The following is a 25,094-nucleotide window of genomic DNA, read 5'->3' as shown; positions in this document are numbered from 1 at the left end:
GGGCCGCGCTTTCGACGAGGAACGATATTCGATGCTGAACCTGACACTCGGCCTGCTGCTTGCCGCTTCCCAGCCTCTTCCGGCAGCCGCCGCTGTTCCCATGGCGGCAAAGACGGACAGCGCGCTCGTCGAACTCGTCGGCACCTTCATCGAGGCGGAGCGCGCGTTCGACCAGCAGCGGATCGCCGCGCTCGTCACCGCCGACTATGTCGAAGTGTCGCCGCTCGGCGATCTGGACCTGCACGATGCGTTCCTGGGCTTCTATGCAGCCGACAAGAAACAGCCGACGCCCGTCACCAAGCTGAGCGATCCGCTCGTCCGCATCTATGGCGATACGGCATCGATCATCGTGCGCCTGTCGTTCGAGCTGCCGGGTGCCGAGGGCCGGCCCGCCCGCGCCGTATCGATGCGCGCCGGCTTCCTGGCGGTGCGCGCCGGCGGGAGCTGGAAGCTCGCCTCGGCACAATACACGCCCGAGCGGGCGCCGAAGCCGCCGGTGAAGCCCTGAATCCGATCACGGCCTGACCTGACACAGGCTTTCGGAAGGGAGCGAGGTCCCCAGCCCTGTTCCCGACACCCCTGCCCCTCTCGCGCTCAGGCGCGGGAGGGGTTTTTCATTCCTCGACCAGCTTCATCAGCCTGCGCTCGACGGGCGCGAGGACCGGCCCGAGTTCGTGGCCGCGCTTGAGGATCATGCCGCTTTCATTGACCAGCGCCCACATGCCCTGGCGATTGCGCAGGGACGGGCGCTTCTCGATGCGGAACTCCGGCCGCTCGGCGGCGCGACGGAAGGCGGCGAAGGTCGCGGCGTCGTTGTCGAACGACATCGCATAGTCGCGCCAATGGCCGGCGGCGACCATGCGGCCGTAGAGATCGAGGATGCGGGTGAGCTCCAGGCGCTCGAAGCCGACCTGGCCGGGGCGTCCAATCGGGAGCGGCGTTACGGTGCCCATTTAGGCGCTGTCGCGCTGCTCCCCTTCGGGGCGCCGCTCGGCGAGCACGGCATCGAGCCGCTTGCGCATCGCCTCCAGCTCGCAGCGCATGATCTCGAGCTTCTGAGTCTGGGGATCGAACAGCTCGCTGCACGGCGTGCCATAGGGCACGAAGTCCTTCTGCCACTTCTCGGCCTCGACCAGGGTCGAGCGGGCCGGGATGCCGACCATCACCGCGCCTTCAGGCACGTCGCGGGTGACCACCGCATTGGCGCCGATACGGGCCCGCTCGCCGACCGTGATCGGCCCGAGCACCTGCGCACCCGAGCCGAGGATCGCGCCGTCCAGGATCGTCGGATGGCGCTTGCCGGCCACGCCATTGTCCGGGCTGGTGCCGCCCAGCGTGACGCACTGGTAGATAGTGACGTTGTCGCCGATCTCCGCGGTCTCGCCGATCACGACGAAGCCATGATCGATGAAGAAGTTGCGGCCGATCTTCGCACCCGGATGGATGTCGATCGCGGTGGCGAAGCGCGACCAGTGGTTCACCATGCGTGCGAGGAAGAACAGGCGATTGCGGAACAGCGCATGCGCGATGCGGTGATAGCCGAGCGCCCATACGCCCGGGTAGAGCAGGATCTCGGCATTGCTGCGCGGCGCGGGATCGCGCGCGCGGATCGAATCTAGATACGCCACCAGACGCTGGAACATGGCCGGTTCCCCTTTGCCGCGCCCATTTAGTGCATGATCGTCCGGATTTCCAGAACGGCCCATGCCCTGCTTTGCCGCGCTAAACAGGATGTATCTTGTTGGAACCCGTTACGCCCGTCATCCATTTCGTCCCGGCCCAACCTTCAAGGTACGAATGATCTTTGGAATCGACCTGAGCCTCCTGCTGCCGTTCATCGCGGTAGGATTTGCCGCCCAGATGGTGGACGGCGCGCTGGGCATGGCCTTCGGCGTGATCTCCAACACCTTGCTGCTCAGCCTGGGGGTGCCGCCCGCGGCCGCCTCTGCCGGCGTGCACACCGTAGAGACCTTCACCACCGCGGTTTCGGGCATCAGCCATGCGGTGCACAAGAACGTGAACTGGAAGCTGTTCCTGCGCATCGCGGTGCCGGGCGTGATCGGCGGGGCGCTGGGCGCCTATGTGCTTTCGAACATCAACGCGGCAACCGCCAAGCCCTTCATCCTCACCTATCTGACCGCGATCGGCCTCTATCTGCTATGGCGCAGCCGCCATTACCCGCCCAAGGAGAAGGCGCCCAAGATCGTCGAGCCGCTGGGCCTCGCCGGCGGCTTCCTCGACGCAGCGGGCGGTGGCGGCTGGGGGCCGGTGGTGACCAGCAACCTGCTCGTCCAGGGCGCCAGCCCGCGCACGACGATCGGCACGGTGAACACCGCCGAATTCTTCGTCACCACGACGATCTCGGCGACCTTCATCACCCAGCTCGGCTGGGGCGCGTTCACGCTTGCCACGGTCGGCCTGCTGATTGGCGGCGTGATCGCGGCTCCCTTCGGCGCGATGCTCGCGAAGAGAGTGGAGCCCAAGACGCTGATGCTGCTCGTCGGCGTGGTGCTGACGCTGACCAGCATCTACAATCTGTATCTCGCGCTGCGCTGAGCCCCATCGTCATCCCGGCGAAGCCGGGATCTCGTGCGACTCTTGTCCCGCGCCTTCGCCTGAGATCCCGGCTTTCGCCGGGATGACGGATATTTGGCCGTACCCGCGCCGAATATCTTGCAATGCAGAAGCTTTCAGCGAGACCCTTCGGATTCCCCACGCGTGTGAAGAATGCGGTGTGACGGCCATAGCTGCATGGCATTGCAGATAATTTACGCGATCACTCAATAAACCGAAACTGATCGATTAAAGCGATCACCCCGAGCGGGCTTTCCAATTTCACATTGCGGTGCAGCAGCCCTATCTCGCCATTGCAACAACAACCCCCGTTCCGGAGGAATACCAAGCAATGGCTCTCATCGGCAGCACCATCAAGCCGTTCACCGCGCAGGCCTTCAAGGAAGGCAAGTTCGTGCAGGTCACCGACGCGGACACGAAGGGCAAGTGGGCGGTGTTCTTCTTCTACCCGGCCGATTTCACCTTCGTGTGCCCGACCGAGCTCGAGGACCTGGCGGATATCTATCCGCAGCTCCAGAAAATGGGCGTCGAGGTCTATTCGGTGTCGACCGACACGCACTTCAGCCACAAGGCCTGGCACGATACCTCGCCAGCGATCGGCAAGATCAACTATTACATGCTGGGCGACCAGAACCACGTGCTGTCGACCAACTTCGACGTGCTGCGTGAGGGCCAGGGCCTGGCCGATCGCGGCACCTTCGTCGTCGATCCCGAAGGCGTGATCCAGCTCGTCGAGATCACCAGCGAGGGCGTGGGCCGCAACGCGGCCGAGCTGCTCCGCAAGATCAAGGCTGCGCAGTACATCGCGGCGCATCCGGGCGAAGTCTGCCCCGCCAAGTGGGAAGAGGGCGCCGAGACGCTGGCTCCCTCGCTCGACCTGGTCGGCAAGATCTGATCCCCAGACGCCCGTTAGCCCCCTGGCGGGCGTCCATGCGGCCCGGGACGGCAGTTTACCCTATCGTTCCGGGCCGTTTTGTATCTGATTCAGTTGGAGTTTCCCCATGCTCGACGCAAATTTGACCCAGCAGCTCAAGGGCTATCTCGTGAACATCCGCGAGCCTATCGAGCTCGTCGCCTCGCTGGGCGAGGATGCCAAGTCGCGCGAGCTGGAGGAACTGCTGGACGAGATCGCCGCGCTTTCGGACAAAGTGTCGGTGGTCCGCACCGATGACGATGCGCGCAAGCCCAGCTTCCTGATCCACCGCACCGGCAGCGATATCGGCGTGCGCTTCGCCGGGCTGCCGATGGGGCATGAGTTCACGTCGCTGGTGCTCGCGCTGCTCCAGGTCGGTGGCCATCCGAGCAAGGCTGCGCAGGAACTGATCGAGCAGGTCAAGAACCTGGACGGCGACTTCGCCTTCGAGACCTACTTCTCGCTATCGTGCCAGAACTGCCCGGACGTGGTGCAGGCGCTGAACCTGATGGCGGTGCTCAACCCGCGCATCAAGCATGTCGCAATCGACGGCGGGCTGTTCCCGGCCGAGGTCGAGGCGCGCAAGGTGATGGCGGTGCCCACCGTGTTCCTGAACGGCGAGCCCTTTGCCAGCGGCCGGATGGAGCTCGAGCAGATCGTCGCGAAGATCGACACCGCGGCCGGCGCACGTACCGCCGCCAAGATCGCGGCGAAGGAGCCGTTCGAGGTGTTGGTGATCGGCGGCGGGCCCGCAGGTGCCGCGGCGGCGATCTATGCCGCGCGCAAGGGCATCCGCACCGGCATCGCGGCGGAGCGCTTCGGCGGGCAGGTGCTCGACACCATGTCGATCGAGAATTTCATTTCGGTGCCGCACACCGAGGGTCCGAAGCTGGCCGCGCATCTGGAGCAGCACGTCAAGGACTATGACGTCGACATCATGAACCACCAGCTCGGCGCGAAGCTGATCCCCGCCAGGCAGGAAGGCGGGCTGCACGAAGTGGTGCTGGCGAGCGGCGCGAGCCTGAAGGCGCGCACCGTGATCCTTTCCACCGGCGCGCGCTGGCGGACGATGGGCGTGCCCGGCGAGGAGGAATATCGCAACAAGGGCGTGACCTATTGCCCGCACTGCGACGGCCCCCTCTTCAAGGGCAAGCGCGTGGCGGTGATCGGCGGCGGCAATTCGGGCGTGGAAGCCGCGATCGACCTGGCCGGGCTGGTCGCGCATGTCACGCTGATCGAATATGACAGCCAGTTGCGCGCCGACGCCGTGCTGCAGCGCAAGCTCGGCAGCCTGCCCAATGTGAAGGTGATCACCTCGGCGCTCACCACCCTGGTGGAAGGCGACGGCGAGAAGCTCACCAGCCTGACCTACAAGGACCGCAACCACGGCACCGAGCATCAGGTCGAGCTGGAAGGCATCTTCGTTCAGATCGGGCTGGTACCGAATACCGAGTGGCTGAAGGACGCGATTGCACTGTCCAACCGCGGCGAGATCGAGATCGATGCGCGCGGGGAAACCTCGCAGCCGGGGATCTTCGCGGCGGGCGACTGCACCACCGTGCCGTACAAGCAGATCGTGATCGCGATGGGCGCAGGGTCGACGGCGGCGCTGTCGGCGTTCGATTACATGATCCGCCTCCCGAATGAGCTGAGCGAGGCGGCTTGATCCTCTTTCCGTCATCCCCGAAGGCGGGGATCCAGCGTCACAAGCGATATCTTTCTTGGCTTTGGATCCCCGCCTGCGCGGGATGACGATTAAGATGGAATCACTATATACAGCGCCATCAATCGGCACAGGCGATCAATGGCCCAGACCTACCTCCCCACGCTCAAGCAGCTCCAGTACCTCGCCGCACTCAAGGACCATGGCCATTTCGGCCGGGCGGCGGAGAGCTGCTATGTCACCCAGTCCACGCTGTCGGCGGGTATCCGCGAGCTGGAGACGCTGATCGGCGTGGTGCTGGTCGAGCGGACGCGGCGGGTGGTGCGCTTCACGCCTTTGGGCGAGCGCATCGTCGACAAGGCGCGCCGCGTGCTGCGCGAGGCGGACGAGCTGGGCGACCTGGCCCGCGCTGCCGGGCGGCCGCTTTCGGGCGAGATGCGGATGAGCGTGATCCCGACGATCGCGCCGTTCCTCCTCCCGCGCATCCTGCCCAAGCTGCGCCGCGACTATCCCGACCTGAAGCTCTATCTGCGCGAGGAAACCAGCGGCCAGGCCTGTGAGGGACTGCATCATGGCCGGGCGGACTGCGTACTGCTCGCCCTCCCCTATGGCTGCGGTGACGTGGAGAGCGCACCGCTCTTCGACGATCGGCTGTTCGTGGCCTTCCGCGAAGGCGAGATGGACCCGACTGCCTCGATCCGCCCGGCCGAGATCGACGAGACGCGCCTGCTGATGCTCGAGGATGGGCATTGCCTGAAGGAGCATGCGCTGGCCGCCTGCAACCGGCCCGAAATGCGTTCGGAAGCGACGATGATGGGCACGTCGCTGCACACGATGGTGCAGATGGTCGACAATGGCCTGGGCGTGACGATGCTGCCCGAGATGGCGGTGGATTCCGGGATCCTCGACCATACCCAGGTCACGGCGCGGCCGCTGGATGCGGAGAATGCGTCGCGGCGGATTGCGCTGGTTTGGCGCAAGGCGAGCCCACGGGAACGGGACTTCCGGCTGCTGGCCGACGTGCTGAAGGAAGCTAGGCCTTAGTCTTCGGCGGAAGAGAAACCCTGGGCCCCGGCCTTCGCCAGGGAGCGGCTACCACTTGGCGGCGGCTTCGGCGTCGCTCTCTCGGGCCTGAACCCAGCTCGCCTCCTCCCCGCGCCACTCCCGCTTCCAGAACGGCGCGTCGGTCTTCAGCCGGTCGATAAGGTACGCGCACGCGTCGAGCGCTTCGCGGCGGTGGGCGGCGGCGGTGCCGATGAAGACGATGCGCTCGCCGACCCGCATCCGGCCGACGCGGTGGAGGATCGTCACGCCGAGCAGGCTCCAGCGGTCCATCGCCGCCTCGGCCAGGATGCAGAGCGTGTCCTCGGTCATGCCGGGATAATGTTCGAGCTCGAGCGCGGTGATGCCGTCGCCGCCGCGGACGACGCCAGTGAAGCTCGCGACCCCGCCCGCGCCGCGCTCTTCGAGCGCCGACAGCTCCATCGCCAGCTCGATCGGGGCTGAGTCGATCGAGACGCGGATCATCCGCCGGTCACCGGGGGGAAGAGCGCGACTTCCCTGGCAGCGCCAAGCGGCGTGTCGAGGGGCACGAAGCGCTGGTCGATCGCGGCGCGCAGCTTGGCGGGGTCGGCGAAGGCAGCGGCGTGGCCAGGGCTTTGCCCGGCGAGCCAGTCGATCAGGTCGGCGACGTTGTAGACGGCCTCGGGCGGAGCGACACGCTCCTGCCCTACCCCCACGGCCTCACGGACCCAGGCGAAGTAGAGCAGGTCCATCAAGTGTCCATGTGCTTGAGGCCGGTGCGGATATAGTCCCAGCCGGTGATCAGCGTGAGCGCGGCGGCGACCCAGAAGGCGATGAGCGCGGCGTCGAGCAGCCAGGTGAAGGGCAGCGCACCGGCGAGGATCAGCCCGCCCAGCGCAATCAGCTGGAGCGTCGTCTTCCACTTGGCGAGGCGCGAGACGGGGAGCGAGACCTGGATGCCGCCGAGGAACTCGCGCAAACCCGAGACGGCGATCTCGCGGACCAGGATCACCAGCGCCGGGATCAGGTGAACATCGGTGATGACCCCGCGTCCGGCCAGGATCAGCAGCACCGCGGCGATCATGATCTTGTCGGCGATCGGATCGAGGAACACGCCGAGCTTGGACACCGTACCCTGCGCGCGGGCGAGATAGCCGTCGAAATAATCGGTGATGCCCATCAGGCAGTAGATCGCGAAGGCGATGGCATATCCCAGCCGCCATTCGGGCCACCACAGGAACGCCGCGAGCAGCGGCACGGTGATGATCCGGGAGAGCGTGAGGATGTTGGGCAGCGTCAGCATGTTGGATGCTGTACCATCGCACTTACCCTTCCGTCATCCCCGCGAAGGCGGGGATCCGGAGCCAGGAACGGGTCGGCCGCGACTCTGGATCCCCGGCTTTCGCCGGAATGACGGTTAAAAGCCTTATTTCAGCAGCTTGAAGCGGATCGCCTGGCCGCCGCCGGGGGCGAGATCGAGGCTGAGCGTATCGGCGCTGGTCACGACTCGCTTCTCGATCGTGTAGGCGACCGGGTTCTTGACGTAGTCGGCATCGGCGGCGTCGCGGTAGATCTGCGCTTCGTAGCGCTTGCCGGAGCTGAGGAAGTCGAGCTTCACCGGCAGCTTGCGCGCGCTCTCGTCGGTGATCGCGCCGAGATACCAGTCGCCGCCGCCGCGCGGCTGGCGGGCGACCATGACATAGTCGCCGATCTCCGAGGCGAGCGTGCGCGTCGTCTCCCAGTCGGTCGGCACGTCGCGGATGAACTGGAAGGCGTCGAGATGCTTCTCGTAATTCTCGGGCAGGTCGGCCGCCATGTGGATCGGCGAGTAGAGCACGACATATTCGGCGAGCTGCGCGGCGAGGGTCGACTGGTTGCGCTCGGCGAGCAGCGTCTTGCCATGCTCCAGGTCGAAGATGCCGGGGGTGAAGTCCATCGGCCCGGCGAGCATGCGGGTGAAGGGGAGGATCGCGAGATGCTCGGGCGGATTGGTCGGACGACCCCAGGCGTTGAATTCCTGCCCGCGCGCACCTTCGCGGCTCACCCAATTGGGCCAGGTGCGGCGGAGACCCGTGTCCTTGACCGGCTCGTGCGTGTCCATCGTGATGTGGCGCTTGGCGGCCGCCTCGATGACCTTCAGATGATGCTGGACCATGAATTGGCCGGCGAACCACTCCTTGCCGCCCTCGCGATCGAGGATGTCGCCCGAATGGCGGACATAGCCCGTCTTCACCGCAGGCACGCCGACCTTGGCATAGAGATCGAGCGCGTCCTCTAGCTGGTTCTCGTAATTGACCACAGCGCCGGCGGTTTCGTGATGGCCGATCAGGTGGACGCCCTTGGACTTGGCATAGGCCGACAACATCGGCAGGTCGAAATCGGGGTACGACTTGGTGAAGCTGAACTTGTCGCCATTGTCGATCCACTCGCCGTCCCAGCCCTGGTTCCAGCCTTCGACGAGGACGCCGTCGAACCCGTATTTCGCGGCGAAGTCGATATAGCGCTTCACGTTCGTATCGTTGGCGCCGTGGGTCGGGCCGCTGCCCCAGGTCGTCTTGTTGAGGTGCATCTCCCACCAGACGCCGACATATTTGCCGGGCTTGAACCAGGTCCGGATGTCGGGGAGCTTGCTCGGCTCGTTGAGGTTGAGCTCGATCCGGCTGTCGGCCAGCGCGCCGGGCGTGGTGCCGATCAGGACGGTGCGCCAAGGCGTGGTGAAGGGCCCGGTCTTCTTCGCGCCGACGCCGTCGGGCCAGGGCATCAGCCAGGCAGTGAGCGTGCCGGCGCCATTGCCCTGGAGCAGCATGCTCGGGAAATCGACCAAAGCCGCTTCGTGGAAGGAAAGGTACAGCCCGTTGTCGCCCTTCAGCGTCAGCGGTGTCTCGGCGAGCGTGATGCGGCGCGCGTCGGTCTGGGTGTAGAGATACTCGTCGCGCTCCTGGCCGAGGCCTTCGTACCACCAGGCTTGGTACGCCCCTTTCGTCTTGAACTGGGTGCGATCGGCGGTGACGCCGACCTGCTGACCAGCGGGGATGCCGGCATAGGAATAGCGGAAGCCGATACCGTCATCGAAGATGCGGAAGGTGACCTGCATCGCCTTGTTGCGTGCAGTGTCGCCGGCGATCGTCACCGCCAGCTCGGCGTGATTGTCGCGGACCAGGCGTTGCTCGCCCCAGGGCTGCTCCCAACTGGTGTCCGAGGCGCCACGGCGGGCGTCGGTGATCGCGGTATAGCGCGCGTCGGGCTCGCCGGCGAAGCTGAGGCCGAGATTGGAGGGCGCGATGACGACCTGATCGCCGCGCTTCACTTCATAGAGCGCCTGCCCGGCTTCGACCGAGACGCAGACTTCGAGCACCTTGCCCGGCGACTGGGCGCATTCCCGATCGGCCGCGAAGGCGGTGTCGGGCAGCGCGAGTGCGAGAAGCGTGACGAGGGTACGAGAAGTCATCCGGGTTCTTTCCTGTGGGGAGATCATGATTTGAGGAACGCGGCGCGCAGGCGCTGGCGGAGCGCGGCGCGTTCGCTGGCGCGCATGTCGCCGAGGGCGCCGCGCTGGGACGGCGGGATGTGCGCAGCGCCACCCCCGGCGAAGACGTGCGTCTCGAACATCGCCCGCCAATAGGCGCGTTCCTGTTCGGGCAGATGCTTGTAGGCGAGGAGCGCAGCCAGGAAGACGTCGTTGGGTTGCTCGAGGCCGGCGCCGCTATCGCCCCACCAATAGTTCACCATCGCGTTGAACGGGCCCAGCGACGTGACGTGATGCCACCAGGTGCGCGGGATGAAGAGCGCATCGCCGGGATCGAGGAAGGCGACGCGCGCCGATGCCAGCGCATCGGCGAAGCGCGGGAAGCGGTCGAGATCGGGCGCCTCGGGATCGACCAGCGAGAGCGGCGGCGGATTGTCGAGCGGGCCGACATAGAGGTTCGCCACCTGATCGGGCGGGAAGAGCAGGAAGCGGCGGCGACCGGCGAGGACGCAGGCGAGGTTATGGTCGCGGTCGTTATGCGTGCGGGTGTGGACCGGACCGCCGATCCAGAGGCGCGGGCCCACGTCCGCCGGCAAGAGCGCCATCGGGTTCTGCGCGACGAAATCGGGCATCTGGCTGCTGAGCGGCAGCATCTGCACGGCGACGTACGGCGCATTGTCTTCGCCGGCGAGGCGCAGGATGCGGTCGAGCGCGTCGCTGAGGCGGGCACTGCGGCGGGTGAAATTGAACTCGCGCAGGTCCGCGCCATAGCCGAACTTGCCCTGGGTGCGCGCGGGCGCCTCCATTACCGGCACGGGCGCGCTGCGATCGAGACCCTTGAGATAGGCGGGAAGCTCCCCTGCCCGGCCGGCGGCGAGCGCGGGCCAATGCTCGAACAAGCCCTTGAGAACGACCGGCACGCCGGCGGCGATAAGGTCGGCGAGGTCGGCCGGAGGAGGCGCCGAACGCGCGGAGACGCGCGGCAGGCCGTCGAGCGGGCTCGGCTCGGGATCATGCGCGCGGCGCTGCGGCTCAGCCATGGGCAAGCCAGGTGTCCTGGGTCGGCTGGCGCAGCACCTGCTCGCGCACGAAGCCGAGCATGCGGCGGAACTGCGCCTTCACTTCCTCGGGCGGGACGCGGTCGATCGCCGGCGGCCAGCTTTCGGGCTCGACGCCGTGACCGAGGAACAGCGCGCGCCAGCTGTCGGGTGGGAGGTTCTCTTCCTCGAACGGGGCAAGCTCGGCGCGGGCGCGGAACAGGGCGATGGCGTGGGCAAGATCGGCCGGGACCGCGCTCTCGCGTGCTGCCTGCCAGAAGGGGCCGGCATAGCGGGCGAGCGCGTAATGCGCAGACTGGAAGTCGCGGATCCGGTCCAGCGCCTCGGTGGCGGCACGGTTATATTCGTCGCGCTCGGCGGCGAAGCCGGTGCCCGCGGGGAAATCGGCGAGGAGCTGGACCAGGCTCACCTGGAGGCCGAGCAGATCAAGGCCGTGGACGGGATCGAAGCTGGCGCCCAGCGTGACGGTGTTGCCCGTCCAGGGCTTGGCCGGACGCCCGGGTTCGACCGCGCGGGCGATGGCGCCGGCCAATGGCAGCCCGCTGGCGGCAGTCGCGGCGGCGAGCGCGTCCTGGTCGCTGGCGAGCGCGCTCGACCAGGCATGGGTGACGAAGGTCGCCGGGCGGCCGGGGTGCAGCGTGGTCCAGCCGGCGGGGCCGGCACGGTTCTCGGCATAGACGGGAAGGTTGGCGAAGGCCGGGCCGGCGGCGGCGAGGACGCGATCGACGGGGAAATGCGCGCGCCAGCTCAGGAAGTTCGCGCGGTCGATCAGCAGGCCGTTGGTGTCGACGAACAGGTCTGCGGTCAGCCGGCGACCTTCGCCCAGATCGAGCGCGACGATCGCCTCGCCTTCGCGCTCGGGCACCGCTTGGCTGGCGGTGTGGATCGTGACCCCGTAGCGGAGCGCCGCCTCGCGCAGCAGGCCCGCATGCGGGACCGCCGGCAAATGATAGCCATAGTCGCAGCGGCCATAGATCTCGTTCTCCTCGTCGGGCAGCATCAGCCGGCCCCGGCGCGCGGCGGCGGCGGTGAGCGAGAAATCGTCGAGCGGGACGTTCAGGCCATAGGCCCGCGCCTTGACCCAATGGGCGAAGAAGTCGCGCCCGCCGATCTGGGTACCGGCCGAGCCATAGGCATGGAGAAAAGCCGGATGCGCGCCGGCAAGATCGGTGAAGTTCTGGCCGAGCGTCAGGCTGCCGCCGGTGGCACGGAGCAGGCCGGCCTCGTCGATGCGGAGCTGGCTGTGCAGTGCTTCGAGCGCGGGGAAGGTGGCATAGGCATCGACCGGCGCGAGTGCGGTGGGCAGCTCGACCGCCTCGACCTTCACCCCCGAAGGACCGAGCCCGCGCGCCAGCGCGGCGGCGGCGAGCCAGAGCGGGGCGTCGCGGCCGGCGACGATCACGGTGGAGGGGGTGCTCATGCGACCACCACCCGGTCATCGGCCGCACCGCGGGCGGCGGAGCAGTAGCTTTCGATGAACTCGGCGTGGGCGGGCAGCGCCGCCGCATTGGTGGCGATGCGTTCCTTAAGGTCCGCCAGGCGATCGACGACTTCGTCGAGCGGGGCGCGATCGGCGAGGCGATCATGGGCGTGGGGGATGATCCCCTGCCCCATCAGCACCGCCAGCCAGCTGTCGCGCGAGAACAGGCCGAGCTTATAGTCGGGCGCGCGGCCGCTGGAGCGGAACAGGTCGATCTTGTGCGCCAGGCTGTCCGGCAGCGTCATGTTGCGGACATGGTCCCAGAGCGGTTCGCCATGGCGGGCATTGGCGGTGTAGTGGAGCACGAGGAAGTCGCGGGTGCGGTCGTAATGGATCGCGAACAGCCGGTTGAACTCGGCGGCAAGGCGCGGATCGGGCAGGCTGCCCGGATTGGGCATCAAGTTGGCGAGGTCCATGACCGCGGCCTGGATCAGGAAGATGCTGGTCGACTCCAAGGGCTCGAGGAAACCCGAGGACAGCCCGATCGCGACGACATTGCCCTCCCAACCGCGCGCGCGCCGCCCCGCCTGGAAACGCAGCATGCGGGGTTCGAGAAGCGGAGTGCCGTCGATCGCGCCGAGCACCGTCTCGCGTGCCTGCTCCTCGGAGCAGAAGCTGCTGGAGAAGACATAGCCATTGCCGGTGCGGTGCTGGAGCGGGATGCGCCAGGTCCAGCCGCCGGTCTGGGCAGTGGAGCGCGTGAAGGGAGTGATGCCGGAAACGCTGGTGCAGGGCACGGCCATGGCGCGGTCGCAGGGGAGCCGTTCGCTCCAGTCGTTCCAGGCGACGCCCATCGTTCCGCCCAGGAGCAGCGAGCGGAAGCCCGAGCAATCGATGAACAGGTCGCCTTCGATCCGAGCGCCGGATTCGAGCGAGACGCTCTCGACCAGCCCGCTCTCGGGGTTTCGGGCGACCTCGACGATCTTGCCCTCGACCCGCCGCACGCCGCGCTGGGTCGCCCAGCCGCGGAGGAACTGGGCATAGAGGCCGGCGTCGAAATGATAGGCGTAGGAGAAGGTCGAGCGGATCGAACGCGTGTCTTCATTAGGCAGGTCGAACACGCCTTCCCGGCACATCGCCACGGCGAAGCTATAGTCGAACCAGTCGCCGACATCCTGCCCCGCCTGCCTGGCGCGCAGCCAGTGATGCTGGAAATCGATGCCGCCCCAGCGCTCGCCGAAGGTGCCGAAGGGGTGAACATAACGCCCGCCGGGCTTGTCCCAGCCGACGAACTCGATGCCGAGCTTGAAGCTGCCCTGGGTGGCGGCCATGAACTCGGCCTCGTCGAGCCCGAGCATCGCATTGAACTCGCGGATGTGCGGCAAGGTAGCCTCGCCCACCCCGACCGTGCCGATCTCGTCGGACTCGATCAGCGTCAGCGCATAATCCGTATTGGGCAGCAGGCGGGTGAGCCCGGCCGCGCACATCCAGCCGGCGGTGCCGCCGCCGACGATAACGACGCGGAGAGGCGTCGCGCTGGGGTTCGACCTGGGTTGCATGGCACCCGCTCGCGAAAAGAGAAAAACGGCGCCGCCGGAATGAAGGAACGGCGGCGCCGAGGGGAGTTAGAATTTGAACCGGGCGCCGAACTGGAAGCGGCGATCGACGCGGCTCCAGTTTGCGTCACGGTAAACAGGCTTGGCACCCGGCGTCTTGTTCGAGTCGCCGAAGATCTGCTGCTGGAACACGCTGGTGGTGCCGAGCAGGTTCGATCCTTCGATCGACAGCTCGACCCATTTGGCCAGCGAGAAGCGCAGCGATCCGTCGAGATAGCCGGCCTCCTTCTGGAACACCGGCAAGCCGATGCAGCAATCGAGGTTGTTGGTGAGGAAGCGCGAGCGCCAGTTATAGGCGACACGCATGCCGACCGGGCCCTTTTCGTAGAGCAGCACGGCGTTGAACGTGTGCTTCGAGATGCCCGCCAGATAATGCGAGTCGATCACCGTGCCGCGCCCGCCCGAGACGTCGAGGCCCGCGCCGAAGCCGCCGGTGCCGCCCGCATCGAGCGCGCCCTGCGTCACCAGGTTCGAGTTGCTGATGCCCGACTGATCCACGAACGTGTAGTTCAGCTGGGTGCCGAGACCGCTGAGCGCGCCCGGCAGGAAGTCGAAGAAGGTCTGGAACGCGACTTCGACGCCCTTCAGCGACCCGCCATCCTCACCATTGCGCGGACCGCGCATCAGCACCGTCTGGGTGGAGCCGTTGTTGGTGAAGCTGCGGTAGAACTCGCCGTACGCGATGCTGCCGTTGAGCTTCTTGTAGAAGCCGTCGATCGTGAACGAGCTGCTGCGGCCGAAATAATGCTCGAAGGTGAGGTCGAACTGGTCGGCCGTGATCGGCTTGAGCGCCGGATAGCCCGATTCCGCGCGGAACACGAAATTGTAGCCCGTGACCGTGCCGGCGCCGTTCCTGACGAGGTAGGGCGAAGTCGCCGTGCCGTCGAGCGTCGGGCCCTGGATCGAGACGAAGTTGCGCAGCAGGCCGAAGTCCGGCCGCGACATCGCCCGCGAATAGCCGAAGCGCACGAAGCTCTTGTTGTCACTGAAACCCAGCCGCAGGTTGAAGCTCGGCAGCCAATTGTCATAGCTGGTCGTGTAGGTGTTGGGCGTGCCGCCGCCGCTGGCGAAGGCCGTCACCGCCGGCGTGACGAAGCACATCGGGTTGACCACCCAGCCCGCCGGCAGCGGACCGCCGCAGGGGACATAGTTGGCGAAGGTGCTGGTCAGCGGATAGCCGACGCTGCCGTCCGACGCGATCTCGGTATGGACGTAGCGCAGGCCGATATTGCCGCGGACATTGACCGAGCCGAGGTTCATGCCCTCCCCGCCGAAACGGAGCATCGCATAGGCCGCGCTGGTCTTCTCCTGGACGTGCATCACCTCGGAGGGGAGGTAACAGCCCTCGATCGTCGCGTCGGCGCGGTCGCAGATCGGCGACCAGCCCGGCGAGATCGGCGAGTTGGTGGTCGGACCGCTCAGGCCCTGCACCAGCCGCGCGCGGTTCATCAGCGTGTCGCGGTTGAGATAGACCAGACCAGGATTGGCGTAGACATTGCCGTCGAAGAAGTTGCTGCCGAGCGTGGTGGTCTCCCACATGCCGGCGCCATAGCCCTTGAAGTCCGGGTGTCCCGCGGCACAGGCTGGATAGGCACCGCCCGTGGTGTTGTCGATGTTGAAACCCGGGCCGTTGCAGTTCCACGAAGCCGAGATCGGCGTCCAGTTGAAGGTCGAGTAGCGCACCGTCTGGCTGCGATCGGCATAGCGCACGCCGACCTTCAGCGAGTCCAGCCAGCCGCCCTCGTTGAAGTCATAATCGACGTCGCCGCGGAAGGCGGTTTCCTTGGCGTCGTTGTCCTCCATGTGCGCCTGGATGAACGGCAGCCAGTAATTGTGCGGATTGGAGACGCCGCCATTGGCATAGTTGACGTTCGAGCCCGGCAGCAGCGCCACCTTGGGGGTCCCGTCGCTGTTCACGCTGTACTGCATGTTGGCCATCGATCCGACCGCGACGAGGATGTCATCGTTGGTGGTGTTGGCCCAGATGTGCTGCACGTCGAGATTGACGTGCAGCCGGTCGGTCGGATCCCAGCTTATGTTGCCCGAGAGGTCTTGGGTCCGCTCACGGTGATCGAAGTTGCGCGCCTCGTTCTGGAAATAGAGGCCGTCCTGCAGCGTCGAGCAGACCGACGGCGCCGCGCAATTGTTGACGAAGGGGACGCCCGGCACGGCAGAGCCGGTGTTGATCGCGTCGGCGGTGCTGCTCCAGCTGCCCCCCCAGCTGCCATGCGCCTGGGTCAGCGTGCCCGAGCGGAGCATGCCGTCCGGCCCGAAGGTGAAGGCGGGCGTGCCCGGCGCCGCGCCGAGGATCGACGTCGCGCGCGGATTGAAGGCGGACGCACCATAGGCGTTGCCGTCGAAGATCACATGGCTGGCGCGCTCGAGCCAGGCATTGTGATATTCGGAGTCCATATATTGCGCGGTCAGGCGGAAATTGCCCGAGTTGTTCTCGTACTGGCCGGCCAGCGCGATGCCGCGGCGGGTGCGATCGTAATCGACCTGCGAATAGCGGATGCCGTCGGGGATATAGGCCCAGCTCGAGCCGCCGAACGGGTTGGCGGTGCAGGCGACGGTGCCGTTGTTGACCACGCCATTGCCGCCGGCGCCGGTCGCGCCGGCCGAGCAATACGTGTCGATCTTGTCCATGATCACGCTTTCGGTGCGCGTGACGACATGGCTGCGGGCGATGTCCGCCATCAGGCCGAAGCGGCCGATATTGGTCTCCCAGGTGTTGGAGATCAGGCCCGAGAATTCGCCGGTCCACTCCTTGGAGCGGTCGCCATAGGTCGCCTTGGCGTTGCCGGCCACGACGAGGCCCTTCTGGTCGAACGGCAGGCGCGTGCGCAGATTGACCGTGCCGGCCAGGCCGCCTTCGATCATCTCCGCCGTCTGGTTCTTGTATGCATCGACGCCCGCCATCAGTTCGGGCGAGATGTCATTGAAGTTGAGGCCGCGATAGGAGTCGGCCGAGAAGCTGTCGCGCCCGTTGAACTCCGTGCGGACGAAGGTAAGGCCGCGGATGAGCACGCCGGTGGGCTCGCCCGAGGGATGCGTGGAGTCGTCGGTCGACTGCATGCGCGACGTGGTGATGCCAGGCACGCGCTGCAGCGCGCCCGACACCGAGGTGTCCGGGAAGGCGCCGATATCGGTGGCGGTGATCGAGTCGACGACCGTGTCGGAATCGCGCTTGATCGTCTGCGCGCTCTCGAGCGCCTTGCGGACGCCGACGACGACGATCGCGTCGCCGCCCTCTTCCTGCGTGGTTTCGGGTGCGGCGGCCTGGGCCTGGGCGGTCTGCGCCTGCGCGGCGCCGGCAAAGCCCATCAGGGCCATGGCAGCTAGCGAGGCACTCCCCCTGAGTGCGGTGATCTGTTTCATGTTTCCTCCCTCCGTTTCGCCCCTTTGCGGAGCTGTTGCACGCGCGGATGCCGCAGGGCCCTACCCCCGCGGCGCCGCGTCAATCCGATTGCTGGTGCGCGGAAGCGTGATCGCGCGAAACGCGCGCACGGCCGTGCCGCGCGCTACTGCGCTGTATCGCAAGCCGGCTTTGCCGCGCTTTCCCCAAGACACCCTCCTCGTGCCGGCGACGCTCAATGACGCCACCGTGCCGTGAAAGCCGCCCGTCCGAGGCATGGAATGCCATCGGCCCTACCGGGCGGCTAACTTTGCGTAACTTTGCGTAAATTGAGCATGATCGCAAGAGGGAAATTTATGGCTGGAAATATCTGACTATCTTGTTGTTTATAAAGTATATTGTCTGAAGCATTAGACCGGTTAGCGCAAAGTGTTACTGCAACAAACGACTCACAAGCTGCAATTTCACCTTGCGCATTATGCAAATGTTGCACAAACAGGCGCACATAATGCAACGCCACGCAGTCTTGCATGCCTGGAAGGGGCTAGGGTCGGGAGCCGGTATCGGCGCTGCGCGGCAGCGTGAGCGCGAAGCCGGCGGCGATCAGCAATGCCGCGGCGGCAAGGACCAGCGCATATTCGGCCTGGCCATGGAAGACGCGGCCGACCAGCGGGCCGAGCATCGTCGAGGCGACCAGCTGGGGGATCACCAGGAACATGTTGTGGATGCCCATGTACACGCCCGCCTTGCCCGGAGGCACGCTACCGGCGAGCATGGCATAGGGCATCGACAGGATCGCCGCCCAGGCCAGGCCGACGCCAATCATGGGCAGCCACAACGCCACCGGATCCTCGACGAGCAGGAAGCCGACCAGGCCTGCCGAGCCGAAGCACAGGCAAAGCGCATGCGTCGCGCGGCGGCCGATCCGCTCGCCGATGCGGGGCAACAGCAACGCGCCCAGAGCCGCGACGCCGTTATAGCCGGCGAACAGCACCCCCACCCAATCGGCCGCGGCGTTGTATCCCTGCGAAGTCGGATCGGTGGTGCCGTAGTGACGCAGCGCCAGCGCGGGCACGGTGTAGATCCACATCGCGAACAGGCCGTACCAGGTGAAGAACTGGACGATGGCGAGGCGCTTGAGCAGCTGCGGCATCGAGCGGATGTCCTCGACGATCTCGAGCATGCCGATCGAGCTGCGCCCCGAACGGCGCAGGCGGACGACCACCGCCTGGAGCAGGCCGAACAGGAAGGCGATGCCGGCGACGACGTAGATTTCGCGCTTCCAGCCAGCGAGCGCGGCGGCACCCGCGATGCCGAGGCCCGCGAGCATCCAGACCACGCCGTGGCGCAGCAGCGAGGCGGCACGCTCGGGCGAGAGGACATGCGGCAGCGTCGCCTCGGCGGGCGGACGCTCGGGCGCCGGGCATTCGCGGGTGGTGACGATCGTCCAGGTCACCGCCACCAGCAGGCAGACGCCGCCGATATAGAAGGCAGTACGAACGGATTGGGGCAGCATGCCGGGCTGGGGCTGGCCGCTCAGCCCTGCCCAATGGACCAGCATCCAGGGCAAGGCGGAGGCGAACACCGCGCCGATGCCGATGAAGAACACCTGCATCGCGAAGCCGGCGGTGCGCTGCGCCTCGGGCACCTTGTCCGCCACCAGCGCGCGGAACGGCTCCATCGCGATGTTGATCGAAGCGGTGAGCACCCAGAGCATCAGGCTCGCCGCCCAAAGCGTGGTGGCGTTGGGCATCAGGAACAGCGCGAGCGCCGTGCACAGCGCGCCCGCGAGGATATAGGGACGCCGCCGCCCGAGGCGCCCGCGGGTGCGGTCGCTCAGATGGCCGATGATCGGCTGGACGAGCAGCCCGGTCGCGGGTCCGGCGATCCACAGGATCGCAAGGTCGTCGAGCTCTGCGCCCAGCGTCTGGAAGATGCGGCTCGTATTGACGTTCTGCAGGCCCCAGACGATCTGGATGCCAAGCAGGCCGAAGCACATGTTCCATATTTGCAAAAGGGTGAGCCGCGCGGCCGCAGGGGTAGTACCGGACACGGCGTCACGCGCCTTGCTCGGCCGACCTGCTTGCAATGGCACCCCCTCGATGCGTTAACTCGGCCGTTTTCGGCTCTTCTCAAGCTTGGGCACAATGGGCAGCAGTAGCAACAACAATACGACGCTGCAGGATCTCGCGCAGCTGGCCGGCGTGTCGATCTCGACCGTCTCGCGGGCGCTCAACGATCATCCCCTGATCAGCGCGCGGACCAAGCAGAAGATCTGGGCGCTGGCACGCGACCATGATTATCCATTCCGCCCCTATATGCCGGCAGCACCGGTGGGGGCGGAGGGGACGATCGTGATCGTCACGCCCTTCATGCGCGGGCGGCCGCTGCCGCTGTCGCACCCTTTCTTCCTCGAGCTGCTCGCCAGCATCGGCGAGGCGGCGCGCGCGCGCGACTGCGACTTCACGGTGAGCCACACCACGCCGCACGATTATGAAGACCTGGTCGCCACCACCACGACCAGCCGGGCCAATGGCGTGATATTCCTGGGCCAGTCGATGCTGCACGATGCCTTCAACCAGCTCGTCGATTCCAATGCCAATTTCGTGGTGTGGGGCGCACAGATGGCGGGGCAGCGCTATTGCTCGATCGGATCGGACAACCAGTTGGGCGGTCGGCGTGCGACTGCGCATCTGGCGCGGCTGGGACGCAAGGCGATCCTGTTCCTGGGTGGCACCGATCCGGAATCGATGCAGCGCAAGCGCGGCTATGCCGAGGCACTGAAGGAAGCCGGGCTGGAGATGGACCCCAAGCTGGTCGTGCCGGTCGATTTCGAGCTCGAATCCGCCGACGCCGCGGTCAGCCGGCTGTTGCGGCGACAGGTCCATTTCGACGGAATCGTCGCTTCCTCAGACCTGATCGCACTGGGCGCCATCCGCGCGCTGCGCCGAGCGGGCGTATCGGTACCGGACGATGTTTCGGTGATCGGCTATGACGACATGATGCTCGCGCGCCTCAGCACTCCGGCGCTCAGCACGATCCGGCAGGACACGTTCGAGGCCGGGCGCCAGCTCGTCTCGCGCATCCTCGACCCCTCCGCCGATCCCAGCGCCGAGCGGCTGCCGACCGATCTGATCGTGCGGGAATCGTGCGGGGGGTAAACCCACAGCGCTACTTCTCGAAACCGTCATCCCGGCGACAGCCGGGACCCAGAGCCCCAAGCGACACGGCAGAGAAACCCTGGGCCCGGGCTTTCGCCGGCGTGACGAAGGGGGGAGCGCCTCGCCGGTAAAACCGATTAACCGATTGCCGCCCTGCATGCCCCTCGGCTATGTCCACGCCTCATTGAGCGGGAACACCCGCGTACAGAGATAGGGTTGGCTTATGCATGGTGCGGCGCTCGGTTTGATGCGGGAGCGCCGGTTCCTGCCGCTGTTCGTCACCCAGTTCCTCGGCGCGTTCAACGACAATCTGTTCAAGAACGCGATGATCTTCTTCGCGACCTACCAGATCTTCAACTCGGTGGAGCAGGAGACCCGGTTCAGCGCGATCGCGACCGGCATCTTCATCCTGCCCTTCTTCCTCTTCTCCGCGCTCGCCGGCCAGCTCGCCGACAGCTACGACAAGGCGAAGATCATGCGGATCATCAAGGCCTGCGAGATCGGGATCATGCTGGTGGGCGCCACCGGAATCTTCCTGCAGAGCCTGGTGCTGATGCTTGTCGCGCTGGTCGGCATGGGCGTGCATTCGGCTTTCTTCGGCCCGATCAAATACGCGATCCTGCCGCAGCAGCTGGAGGAAGACGAAGTGCTGGGCGGCACCGGCCTGGTCGAGGCGGGCACTTATATCGCGATCCTGTTCGGCACGATCGTGGGCGGCGTGATCAGCGCACACGCCGCGGCCTTCGCCGTGGTCGGCGTAGCGGCGATCGGCTGGCTGGCCTCGCTCAAGATACCCTCGGCACCGCCGATGACCACGCTGAAGCTAGACTATAACGTCTTCCGCGCCTCGTGGCGGCTGATCTCGGCGACGATGCACATCCGCCGCCTCTATCTGGCGATCATCGCGATCAGCGTGTTCTGGACGATCGCCGCCGTGCTCGGCGTGCTGTTCCCGCCGCTCGTAAAGAATGTGTTCCACGCCCAAAAGGACGTCGCGAGCGTGTTCCTGGGCATCTTCTCGGTGGGCATCGCGATCGGGTCGGTGATCATCAACCGGCTGCTCAAGGGCCATGTCTCGGCCAAATATGCCGTGCGCTCGGTGCTGGGGATGATGATGTTCGTGATCGGCTTCTACGTCGCCGCGCATATCTGGCCGGTAAGCGAGGGGCCGTTGCTCAAGACCGCCGAGTTCGTGACGATGCCGATCGGCTGGGCGGTGCTGGTGCTGCTGCTCGGGATCGCGATCACGGGCGGCATGTTCGTGGTGCCGCTCTACGCCTTCCTGACCACCACGGTGGACAAGTCGCAGACCTCGCGGACGGTGGCGGCGAACAACATCGTCAATTCGGGCTTCATGGTGGCCGGCGCGGCCATCACCTTCGGGATGACCAACATCCCCGGCATCGGCGTGGCCGAGTGCATGTGGGTCGTGGTGCTGCTCTGCCTGGCCTCGGCCTGGTGCGCGCAGCGGCTCTACAAGGCGGAAGACGCCCCGCATGCGCCGGATGTGTTGCCCTGACCGGGCAACCGCGCCGTCAGGCGATGAAGGTGTAGAAGCAGACGAAGAACGAGACGAAGCTCAGCGCGAAGAGCTTGATGTCGCTGTCATCGCGCAACTTGCGCTGCTGCGCCACGGCGATACGCACATGGCGGCGGAACGGGTGGCGGCGGGGCTCGTAGCCCTCGAGAAGGAGCTGGCTTTGCATGGCCAGCAGTTAACGACTTCTTAACTTTTGCCGCCAGCGTTACGTTTAGTTAACCAGTGTCCGGCTGCGGGACAGCTTTTGGTTATTTCGGCGCGGGGCCGGTGCTCGATCGCACCATGAGCTTGTGCTCCAGCGCGATGCGCGGCTGCGACGCGGCGCCCGCAAGGATCAGCTCGGCTGCGGCGGCAGCGAGATCATAGACCGGCTGGTGGATGGTGGTCAGCGGCGGCCACACGGCGCGCGCCAAGTCCGAATCATCGAACCCCGCGATCGAGAGCTGGCCCGGCACGTCGATATCGCTCTCATGCGCTACCGCGAGCGCGCCTGCGGCCATATCGTCATTGCCGGCGAAGATCGCGGTTGGACGGTCCTCGAGCGCCAGCAGCTCGCGCGCGGCAGCGGCACCGGAGGCGAAGTCATTCTGCGCGGCGACCACCAGCGCAGGATCGAAGGCAATGCCATGCGCTTCGAGCTCGGCCTTGTAGCCCGCGAGACGATCGGTCGAAGAGGCATGGCTCTCGAGGCCGCGGATCATCGCGATACGGCGATGGCCGAGCCCGATCAGATGGCCGGTGAGCTCGCGCGCGGCGGCGACATCGTCCATCGACGCCGACAGACCCGCGTCCGGACGCACACCCGGCGCGATGCGGACATAGGGCAGCCCGCGCCGGTCGAGCTCGTCGAGCAGCTCGGTCGCCTCGGTCACCGGCGGTGACAGGATCAGCCCGTCGAGATGCGTCTCGTCGATCAGCGCGAGCACGTTGGAGATCAGATCGGGCGACTGGCTGTCGATCGGCTGGATCAGCAGGCGATAGCCATGCTCGGTGCAGCGCTGCTGCGCACCGGCCTGGACGTGATAGATGTAATAGGGGCTGGGATTGTCGTAGAGCAGCCCGACCTGAAAGGACTTGCGCCCGGCCAGCGTACGGGCGGCATGGCTCGGGCGGAAGTTCAGCCGGGCGACCACTTCCTCCACGCGCCGGCGCGTCTCTTCGCTGACATGCTTCTCGTTGTTGAGCACGCGGCTGACGGTCTTGAACGACACGCCGGCGATCTTCGAGACTTCCTTGATCGTGGGACGGCTGGACATTTCATTCCCCGCCGGGAAGCGGCCCCGGCCTTTGACCAGCCTTATTTGACAGCGCTGGCAGTGCGCAAGCTAAGAAGAGGACGCGATGGCCGTGGTTTCTCCCCTCCCCGCTGTGGAATGGATCGCCGCGCGGCTCCGGCCCGGCGCCCGCCGGCCGTTCGTGTTGGGCATTTCGGGCGCGCAGGGCAGCGGCAAGTCCACGATCGCGCGTGCCTTGGCCATGCGGTTCGGCTGCCCGACACTGTCGCTCGACGACCTGTATCTCGAGGGGGCGGTGCGGCAGCGCCTTGCGGAGACCATCCACCCGCTGCTGCGCACCCGCGGCGTGCCTGGTACGCATGACGTCGCCGCCGGACTGGCGGCGATCGCGGCGCTTGACGAAGGCCCTGCCCTGCTTCCCCGGTTCGACAAGGCGCGTGACGAACCCGGCGCGCCCGAGATGGTGGAAGGCCCGGCCGCCATGCTGATCCTGGAGGGCTGGTGCCTGGGCGCGCGCCCGCAGGCGGAGGCAGAACTGGCGGCGCCGATCAACGATCTCGAGCGCATCCACGATCCCGACGGGCGCTGGCGGCGCTGGGTCAATGATCAGCTGGCCGGCCTCTATCAGGCTTTGTGGGCGCGGATCGACCAGCTCGTCTTCCTCGAGGCGCCGGCTTTCGAAGCCGTGGCGGGCTGGCGGACCGAGCAGGAACGCGCAGCGGACGGACCGATGACCGACGAGGACGTCCGCATCTTCGTGCAGCATTACGAAAGATTGACGCGTCACCTGCTGCGCCATGGCCGCCAATGGGCCGATCTCACGCTCCGGCTGAATCCGCAGCGTCAACCGATTGATGCAGGGTAGTCCCGTCCGAATCCCGCCTCGCGTCGGGACTCATTACGGAAATTACACGTGCGACGGAATGTTTCTGCCTATACAGGAACAGCTCTAAACGCCGGGAAACAAAAACAAACCCGGGAAACAAACAAACCCTGGAGTTTGGTTTGGCGTCGCAACCACTACGCGTACATCGGCATTCGACGGCCCATGTCGATCCCCAGGACCGGTACGATGTGTGGCGCAGCCATTGGCCGGGCCAGACCCCGTTATACCATACTGAACCGTTGGAGGCTTTTCGCGTCTCGAGCAGCATCGTGCAGCTCGGGGAGGTCACGCTCGCCTATGTCGATATCGCCGCCCAGCGCTGGAAGCGGGACAAGAGGCTGATCGACCAGGGCAATGATTCGATGGCGCTCACCGTAAATCTGGACGGCAGGGCCGCCGGCATCGCGGGAGGGCATGACTGGGTGCAAACTCCCGGTTCGGCGATCATAGTCGATCGCGCGCAGACGTCGCATCACGAGTCCGCCGGCGGGCGCAGCATCGGCATCAACATACCGCGGGCGATGGCGATCGAGGCCGGACTCAATGTTGCCAGCCTGCACGGCCAGACGCTGAACCCGGCGCAGATCGCGATGTTCACCTCGCATGCGCTCCAGGTGCGTGAGGCGCTGCCCCGGTTCTCCGCAGACGATGCGCCGCTGCTGGGCCGCTCGATGCTCGATGTGCTGGTGCTGTCGCTCAAGGGCGCCGGCCGCACCGAGGCACCCGGTTTCCGCGAGGATCCGGCGACATTGCTGCTGCGCGCCCAGCAGGAGATCCATGCGCATCTGGGCTCGTCGGGGCTCACCATAGCCAATCTGTGCCGCAGGCTTGGCATCTCGCGCAGCACCCTGCACCGCCTGTTCGAGCACGGCGGCGGCGTGCAGGCCTATATCCGCGACATGCGGCTGGAGGCGGCGCGCCACGCGCTGCTAAACCCGGAAAATGTCGAGCGGATCGGCGATGTCGCCGAACGGCTGGGCTTCAGCGATGCGGCGCATTTGAGCCGCCTGTTCAAGGCCCGCTTCGGCGAAACGCCCAGCGATTGCCGCGCCAGGAGCATGTTAACCCGTTGATGTCCCGAAGCGGGAGCCGTGTCGCAATGCGACATAGATCCAATTCGGTGACACATCTGTTCAACGAGGAATCGCCCGACCTGTCCTAGGGGTTTTCGCTATGTCTGACGC

General features: G+C 66.3%; 22 protein-coding genes. 9 read left to right on the top strand and 13 right to left on the bottom strand.

Annotated elements, in window-relative coordinates; translation table 11 throughout:
- The first annotated feature begins 31 nt into the window (after positions 1-31).
- The gene (locus AC1RPL_RS12570) at positions 32-508 is read left to right on the top strand and encodes a nuclear transport factor 2 family protein (RefSeq protein ID WP_493069633.1); all 477 of its coding nucleotides are present in this window, start codon (positions 32-34) and stop codon (positions 506-508) included.
- 106 nt (positions 509-614) lie between these two features.
- Here AC1RPL_RS12570 and AC1RPL_RS12565 read toward each other — a convergent pair whose 3' ends face one another.
- Both AC1RPL_RS12565 and epsC read right to left on the bottom strand, forming a co-directional pair.
- Positions 615-953 (bottom strand): DUF2794 domain-containing protein, encoded by a 339-nt coding sequence (locus AC1RPL_RS12565; protein WP_493069632.1) that lies wholly within the window; start codon positions 951-953, stop codon positions 615-617.
- A complete protein-coding gene (epsC, locus tag AC1RPL_RS12560; protein WP_493069631.1) occupies positions 954-1,643 on the bottom strand; it encodes a serine O-acetyltransferase EpsC in 690 nt (229 codons plus the stop codon).
- 154 nt (positions 1,644-1,797) lie between these two features.
- Between epsC and AC1RPL_RS12555 the strand changes: the two genes are divergently transcribed.
- The 4 genes from AC1RPL_RS12555 to AC1RPL_RS12540 all read left to right on the top strand — a co-directional run bounded on the left by AC1RPL_RS12555 (position 1,798) and on the right by AC1RPL_RS12540 (position 6,194).
- Positions 1,798-2,556: a sulfite exporter TauE/SafE family protein gene (locus AC1RPL_RS12555; protein WP_493069630.1), complete on the top strand. Its 759-nt coding sequence runs from the start codon at positions 1,798-1,800 to the stop codon at positions 2,554-2,556.
- Positions 2,557-2,905: 349 nt separating this feature from the next.
- A complete protein-coding gene (gene ahpC / locus AC1RPL_RS12550) occupies positions 2,906-3,469 on the top strand; it encodes an alkyl hydroperoxide reductase subunit C (protein WP_493069629.1) in 564 nt (187 codons plus the stop codon).
- A gap of 106 nt (positions 3,470-3,575) precedes the next feature.
- A complete protein-coding gene (gene ahpF, locus AC1RPL_RS12545; protein ID WP_493069628.1) occupies positions 3,576-5,153 on the top strand; it encodes an alkyl hydroperoxide reductase subunit F in 1,578 nt (525 codons plus the stop codon).
- Positions 5,154-5,291: 138 nt separating this feature from the next.
- Positions 5,292-6,194 (top strand): hydrogen peroxide-inducible genes activator, encoded by a 903-nt coding sequence (locus AC1RPL_RS12540; RefSeq protein ID WP_493069627.1) that lies wholly within the window; start codon positions 5,292-5,294, stop codon positions 6,192-6,194.
- Positions 6,195-6,242: 48 nt separating this feature from the next.
- On the opposite strand, the gene AC1RPL_RS12535 is transcribed toward AC1RPL_RS12540, so the two are convergent.
- The 9 genes from AC1RPL_RS12535 to AC1RPL_RS12495 all read right to left on the bottom strand — a co-directional run bounded on the left by AC1RPL_RS12535 (position 6,243) and on the right by AC1RPL_RS12495 (position 19,141).
- Positions 6,243-6,677, bottom strand: a complete 435-nt coding sequence (locus AC1RPL_RS12535; protein WP_493069626.1) for a molybdenum cofactor biosynthesis protein MoaE — start codon at positions 6,675-6,677, stop codon at positions 6,243-6,245.
- Entirely contained in the window at positions 6,674-6,925 is a 252-nt protein-coding gene (moaD, locus tag AC1RPL_RS12530) for a molybdopterin converting factor subunit 1 (protein ID WP_493069625.1), read from the bottom strand. The genes AC1RPL_RS12535 and moaD overlap by 4 nt, the downstream gene beginning before the upstream one ends.
- Positions 6,925-7,476, bottom strand: coding sequence for a CDP-diacylglycerol--glycerol-3-phosphate 3-phosphatidyltransferase (gene pgsA, locus AC1RPL_RS12525; RefSeq protein WP_493069624.1), 552 nt, complete (start codon positions 7,474-7,476; stop codon positions 6,925-6,927). The genes moaD and pgsA overlap by 1 nt, the downstream gene beginning before the upstream one ends.
- Before the next feature lie 123 nt (positions 7,477-7,599).
- Positions 7,600-9,621, bottom strand: coding sequence for a glycoside hydrolase family 97 protein (locus tag AC1RPL_RS12520; protein WP_493069623.1), 2,022 nt, complete (start codon positions 9,619-9,621; stop codon positions 7,600-7,602).
- Positions 9,622-9,644: 23 nt separating this feature from the next.
- Positions 9,645-10,679 carry a cupin-like domain-containing protein gene (locus AC1RPL_RS12515; protein ID WP_493069622.1) on the bottom strand — a complete coding sequence of 345 codons (1,035 nt, stop codon included), beginning with the start codon at positions 10,677-10,679 and terminating at the stop codon, positions 9,645-9,647.
- Positions 10,672-12,117 (bottom strand): tryptophan 7-halogenase, encoded by a 1,446-nt coding sequence (locus tag AC1RPL_RS12510; RefSeq protein WP_493069621.1) that lies wholly within the window; start codon positions 12,115-12,117, stop codon positions 10,672-10,674. Before AC1RPL_RS12510 ends, AC1RPL_RS12515 begins: the two co-directional genes overlap by 8 nt.
- The gene (locus tag AC1RPL_RS12505; RefSeq protein ID WP_493069620.1) at positions 12,114-13,676 is read right to left on the bottom strand and encodes a tryptophan halogenase family protein; all 1,563 of its coding nucleotides are present in this window, start codon (positions 13,674-13,676) and stop codon (positions 12,114-12,116) included. The genes AC1RPL_RS12510 and AC1RPL_RS12505 overlap by 4 nt, the downstream gene beginning before the upstream one ends.
- Positions 13,677-13,742: 66 nt before the next feature.
- A complete protein-coding gene (locus AC1RPL_RS12500; RefSeq protein ID WP_493069619.1) occupies positions 13,743-17,111 on the bottom strand; it encodes a TonB-dependent receptor in 3,369 nt (1,122 codons plus the stop codon).
- Positions 17,112-17,632: 521 nt separating this feature from the next.
- The gene (locus AC1RPL_RS12495) at positions 17,633-19,141 is read right to left on the bottom strand and encodes an MFS transporter (RefSeq protein WP_493069618.1); all 1,509 of its coding nucleotides are present in this window, start codon (positions 19,139-19,141) and stop codon (positions 17,633-17,635) included.
- Positions 19,142-19,235: 94 nt separating this feature from the next.
- Here AC1RPL_RS12495 and AC1RPL_RS12490 point away from each other — a divergent pair, with 94 nt between their 5' ends.
- Both AC1RPL_RS12490 and AC1RPL_RS12485 read left to right on the top strand, forming a co-directional pair.
- A complete protein-coding gene (locus tag AC1RPL_RS12490; RefSeq protein ID WP_493069617.1) occupies positions 19,236-20,249 on the top strand; it encodes a LacI family DNA-binding transcriptional regulator in 1,014 nt (337 codons plus the stop codon).
- Positions 20,250-20,496: 247 nt separating this feature from the next.
- Positions 20,497-21,768, top strand: a complete 1,272-nt coding sequence (locus AC1RPL_RS12485) for an MFS transporter (RefSeq protein WP_493069616.1) — start codon at positions 20,497-20,499, stop codon at positions 21,766-21,768.
- 16 nt (positions 21,769-21,784) lie between these two features.
- Here AC1RPL_RS12485 and AC1RPL_RS12480 read toward each other — a convergent pair whose 3' ends face one another.
- Together AC1RPL_RS12480 and AC1RPL_RS12475 are read right to left on the bottom strand one after the other, a co-directional pair.
- Positions 21,785-21,955 carry a hypothetical protein gene (locus AC1RPL_RS12480; RefSeq protein ID WP_493069615.1) on the bottom strand — a complete coding sequence of 57 codons (171 nt, stop codon included), beginning with the start codon at positions 21,953-21,955 and terminating at the stop codon, positions 21,785-21,787.
- An 82-nt stretch (positions 21,956-22,037) separates the two neighbouring features.
- Positions 22,038-23,045: a LacI family DNA-binding transcriptional regulator gene (locus tag AC1RPL_RS12475; protein WP_493069614.1), complete on the bottom strand. Its 1,008-nt coding sequence runs from the start codon at positions 23,043-23,045 to the stop codon at positions 22,038-22,040.
- A gap of 85 nt (positions 23,046-23,130) precedes the next feature.
- Between AC1RPL_RS12475 and AC1RPL_RS12470 the strand changes: the two genes are divergently transcribed.
- Both AC1RPL_RS12470 and AC1RPL_RS12465 read left to right on the top strand, forming a co-directional pair.
- Positions 23,131-23,889: a kinase gene (locus tag AC1RPL_RS12470; RefSeq protein WP_493069613.1), complete on the top strand. Its 759-nt coding sequence runs from the start codon at positions 23,131-23,133 to the stop codon at positions 23,887-23,889.
- A 260-nt stretch (positions 23,890-24,149) separates the two neighbouring features.
- The gene (locus AC1RPL_RS12465; RefSeq protein ID WP_493069612.1) at positions 24,150-24,983 is read left to right on the top strand and encodes a helix-turn-helix transcriptional regulator; all 834 of its coding nucleotides are present in this window, start codon (positions 24,150-24,152) and stop codon (positions 24,981-24,983) included.
- The last annotated feature ends 111 nt before the right edge of the window (positions 24,984-25,094 follow it).

It is taken from the genome of Sphingomonas sp. GW821-FHT12D09 (assembly GCF_058807215.1).
Note: the sequence above shows the minus strand (reverse complement) of the source record. Positions and strands in the feature narration are given on the sequence as shown.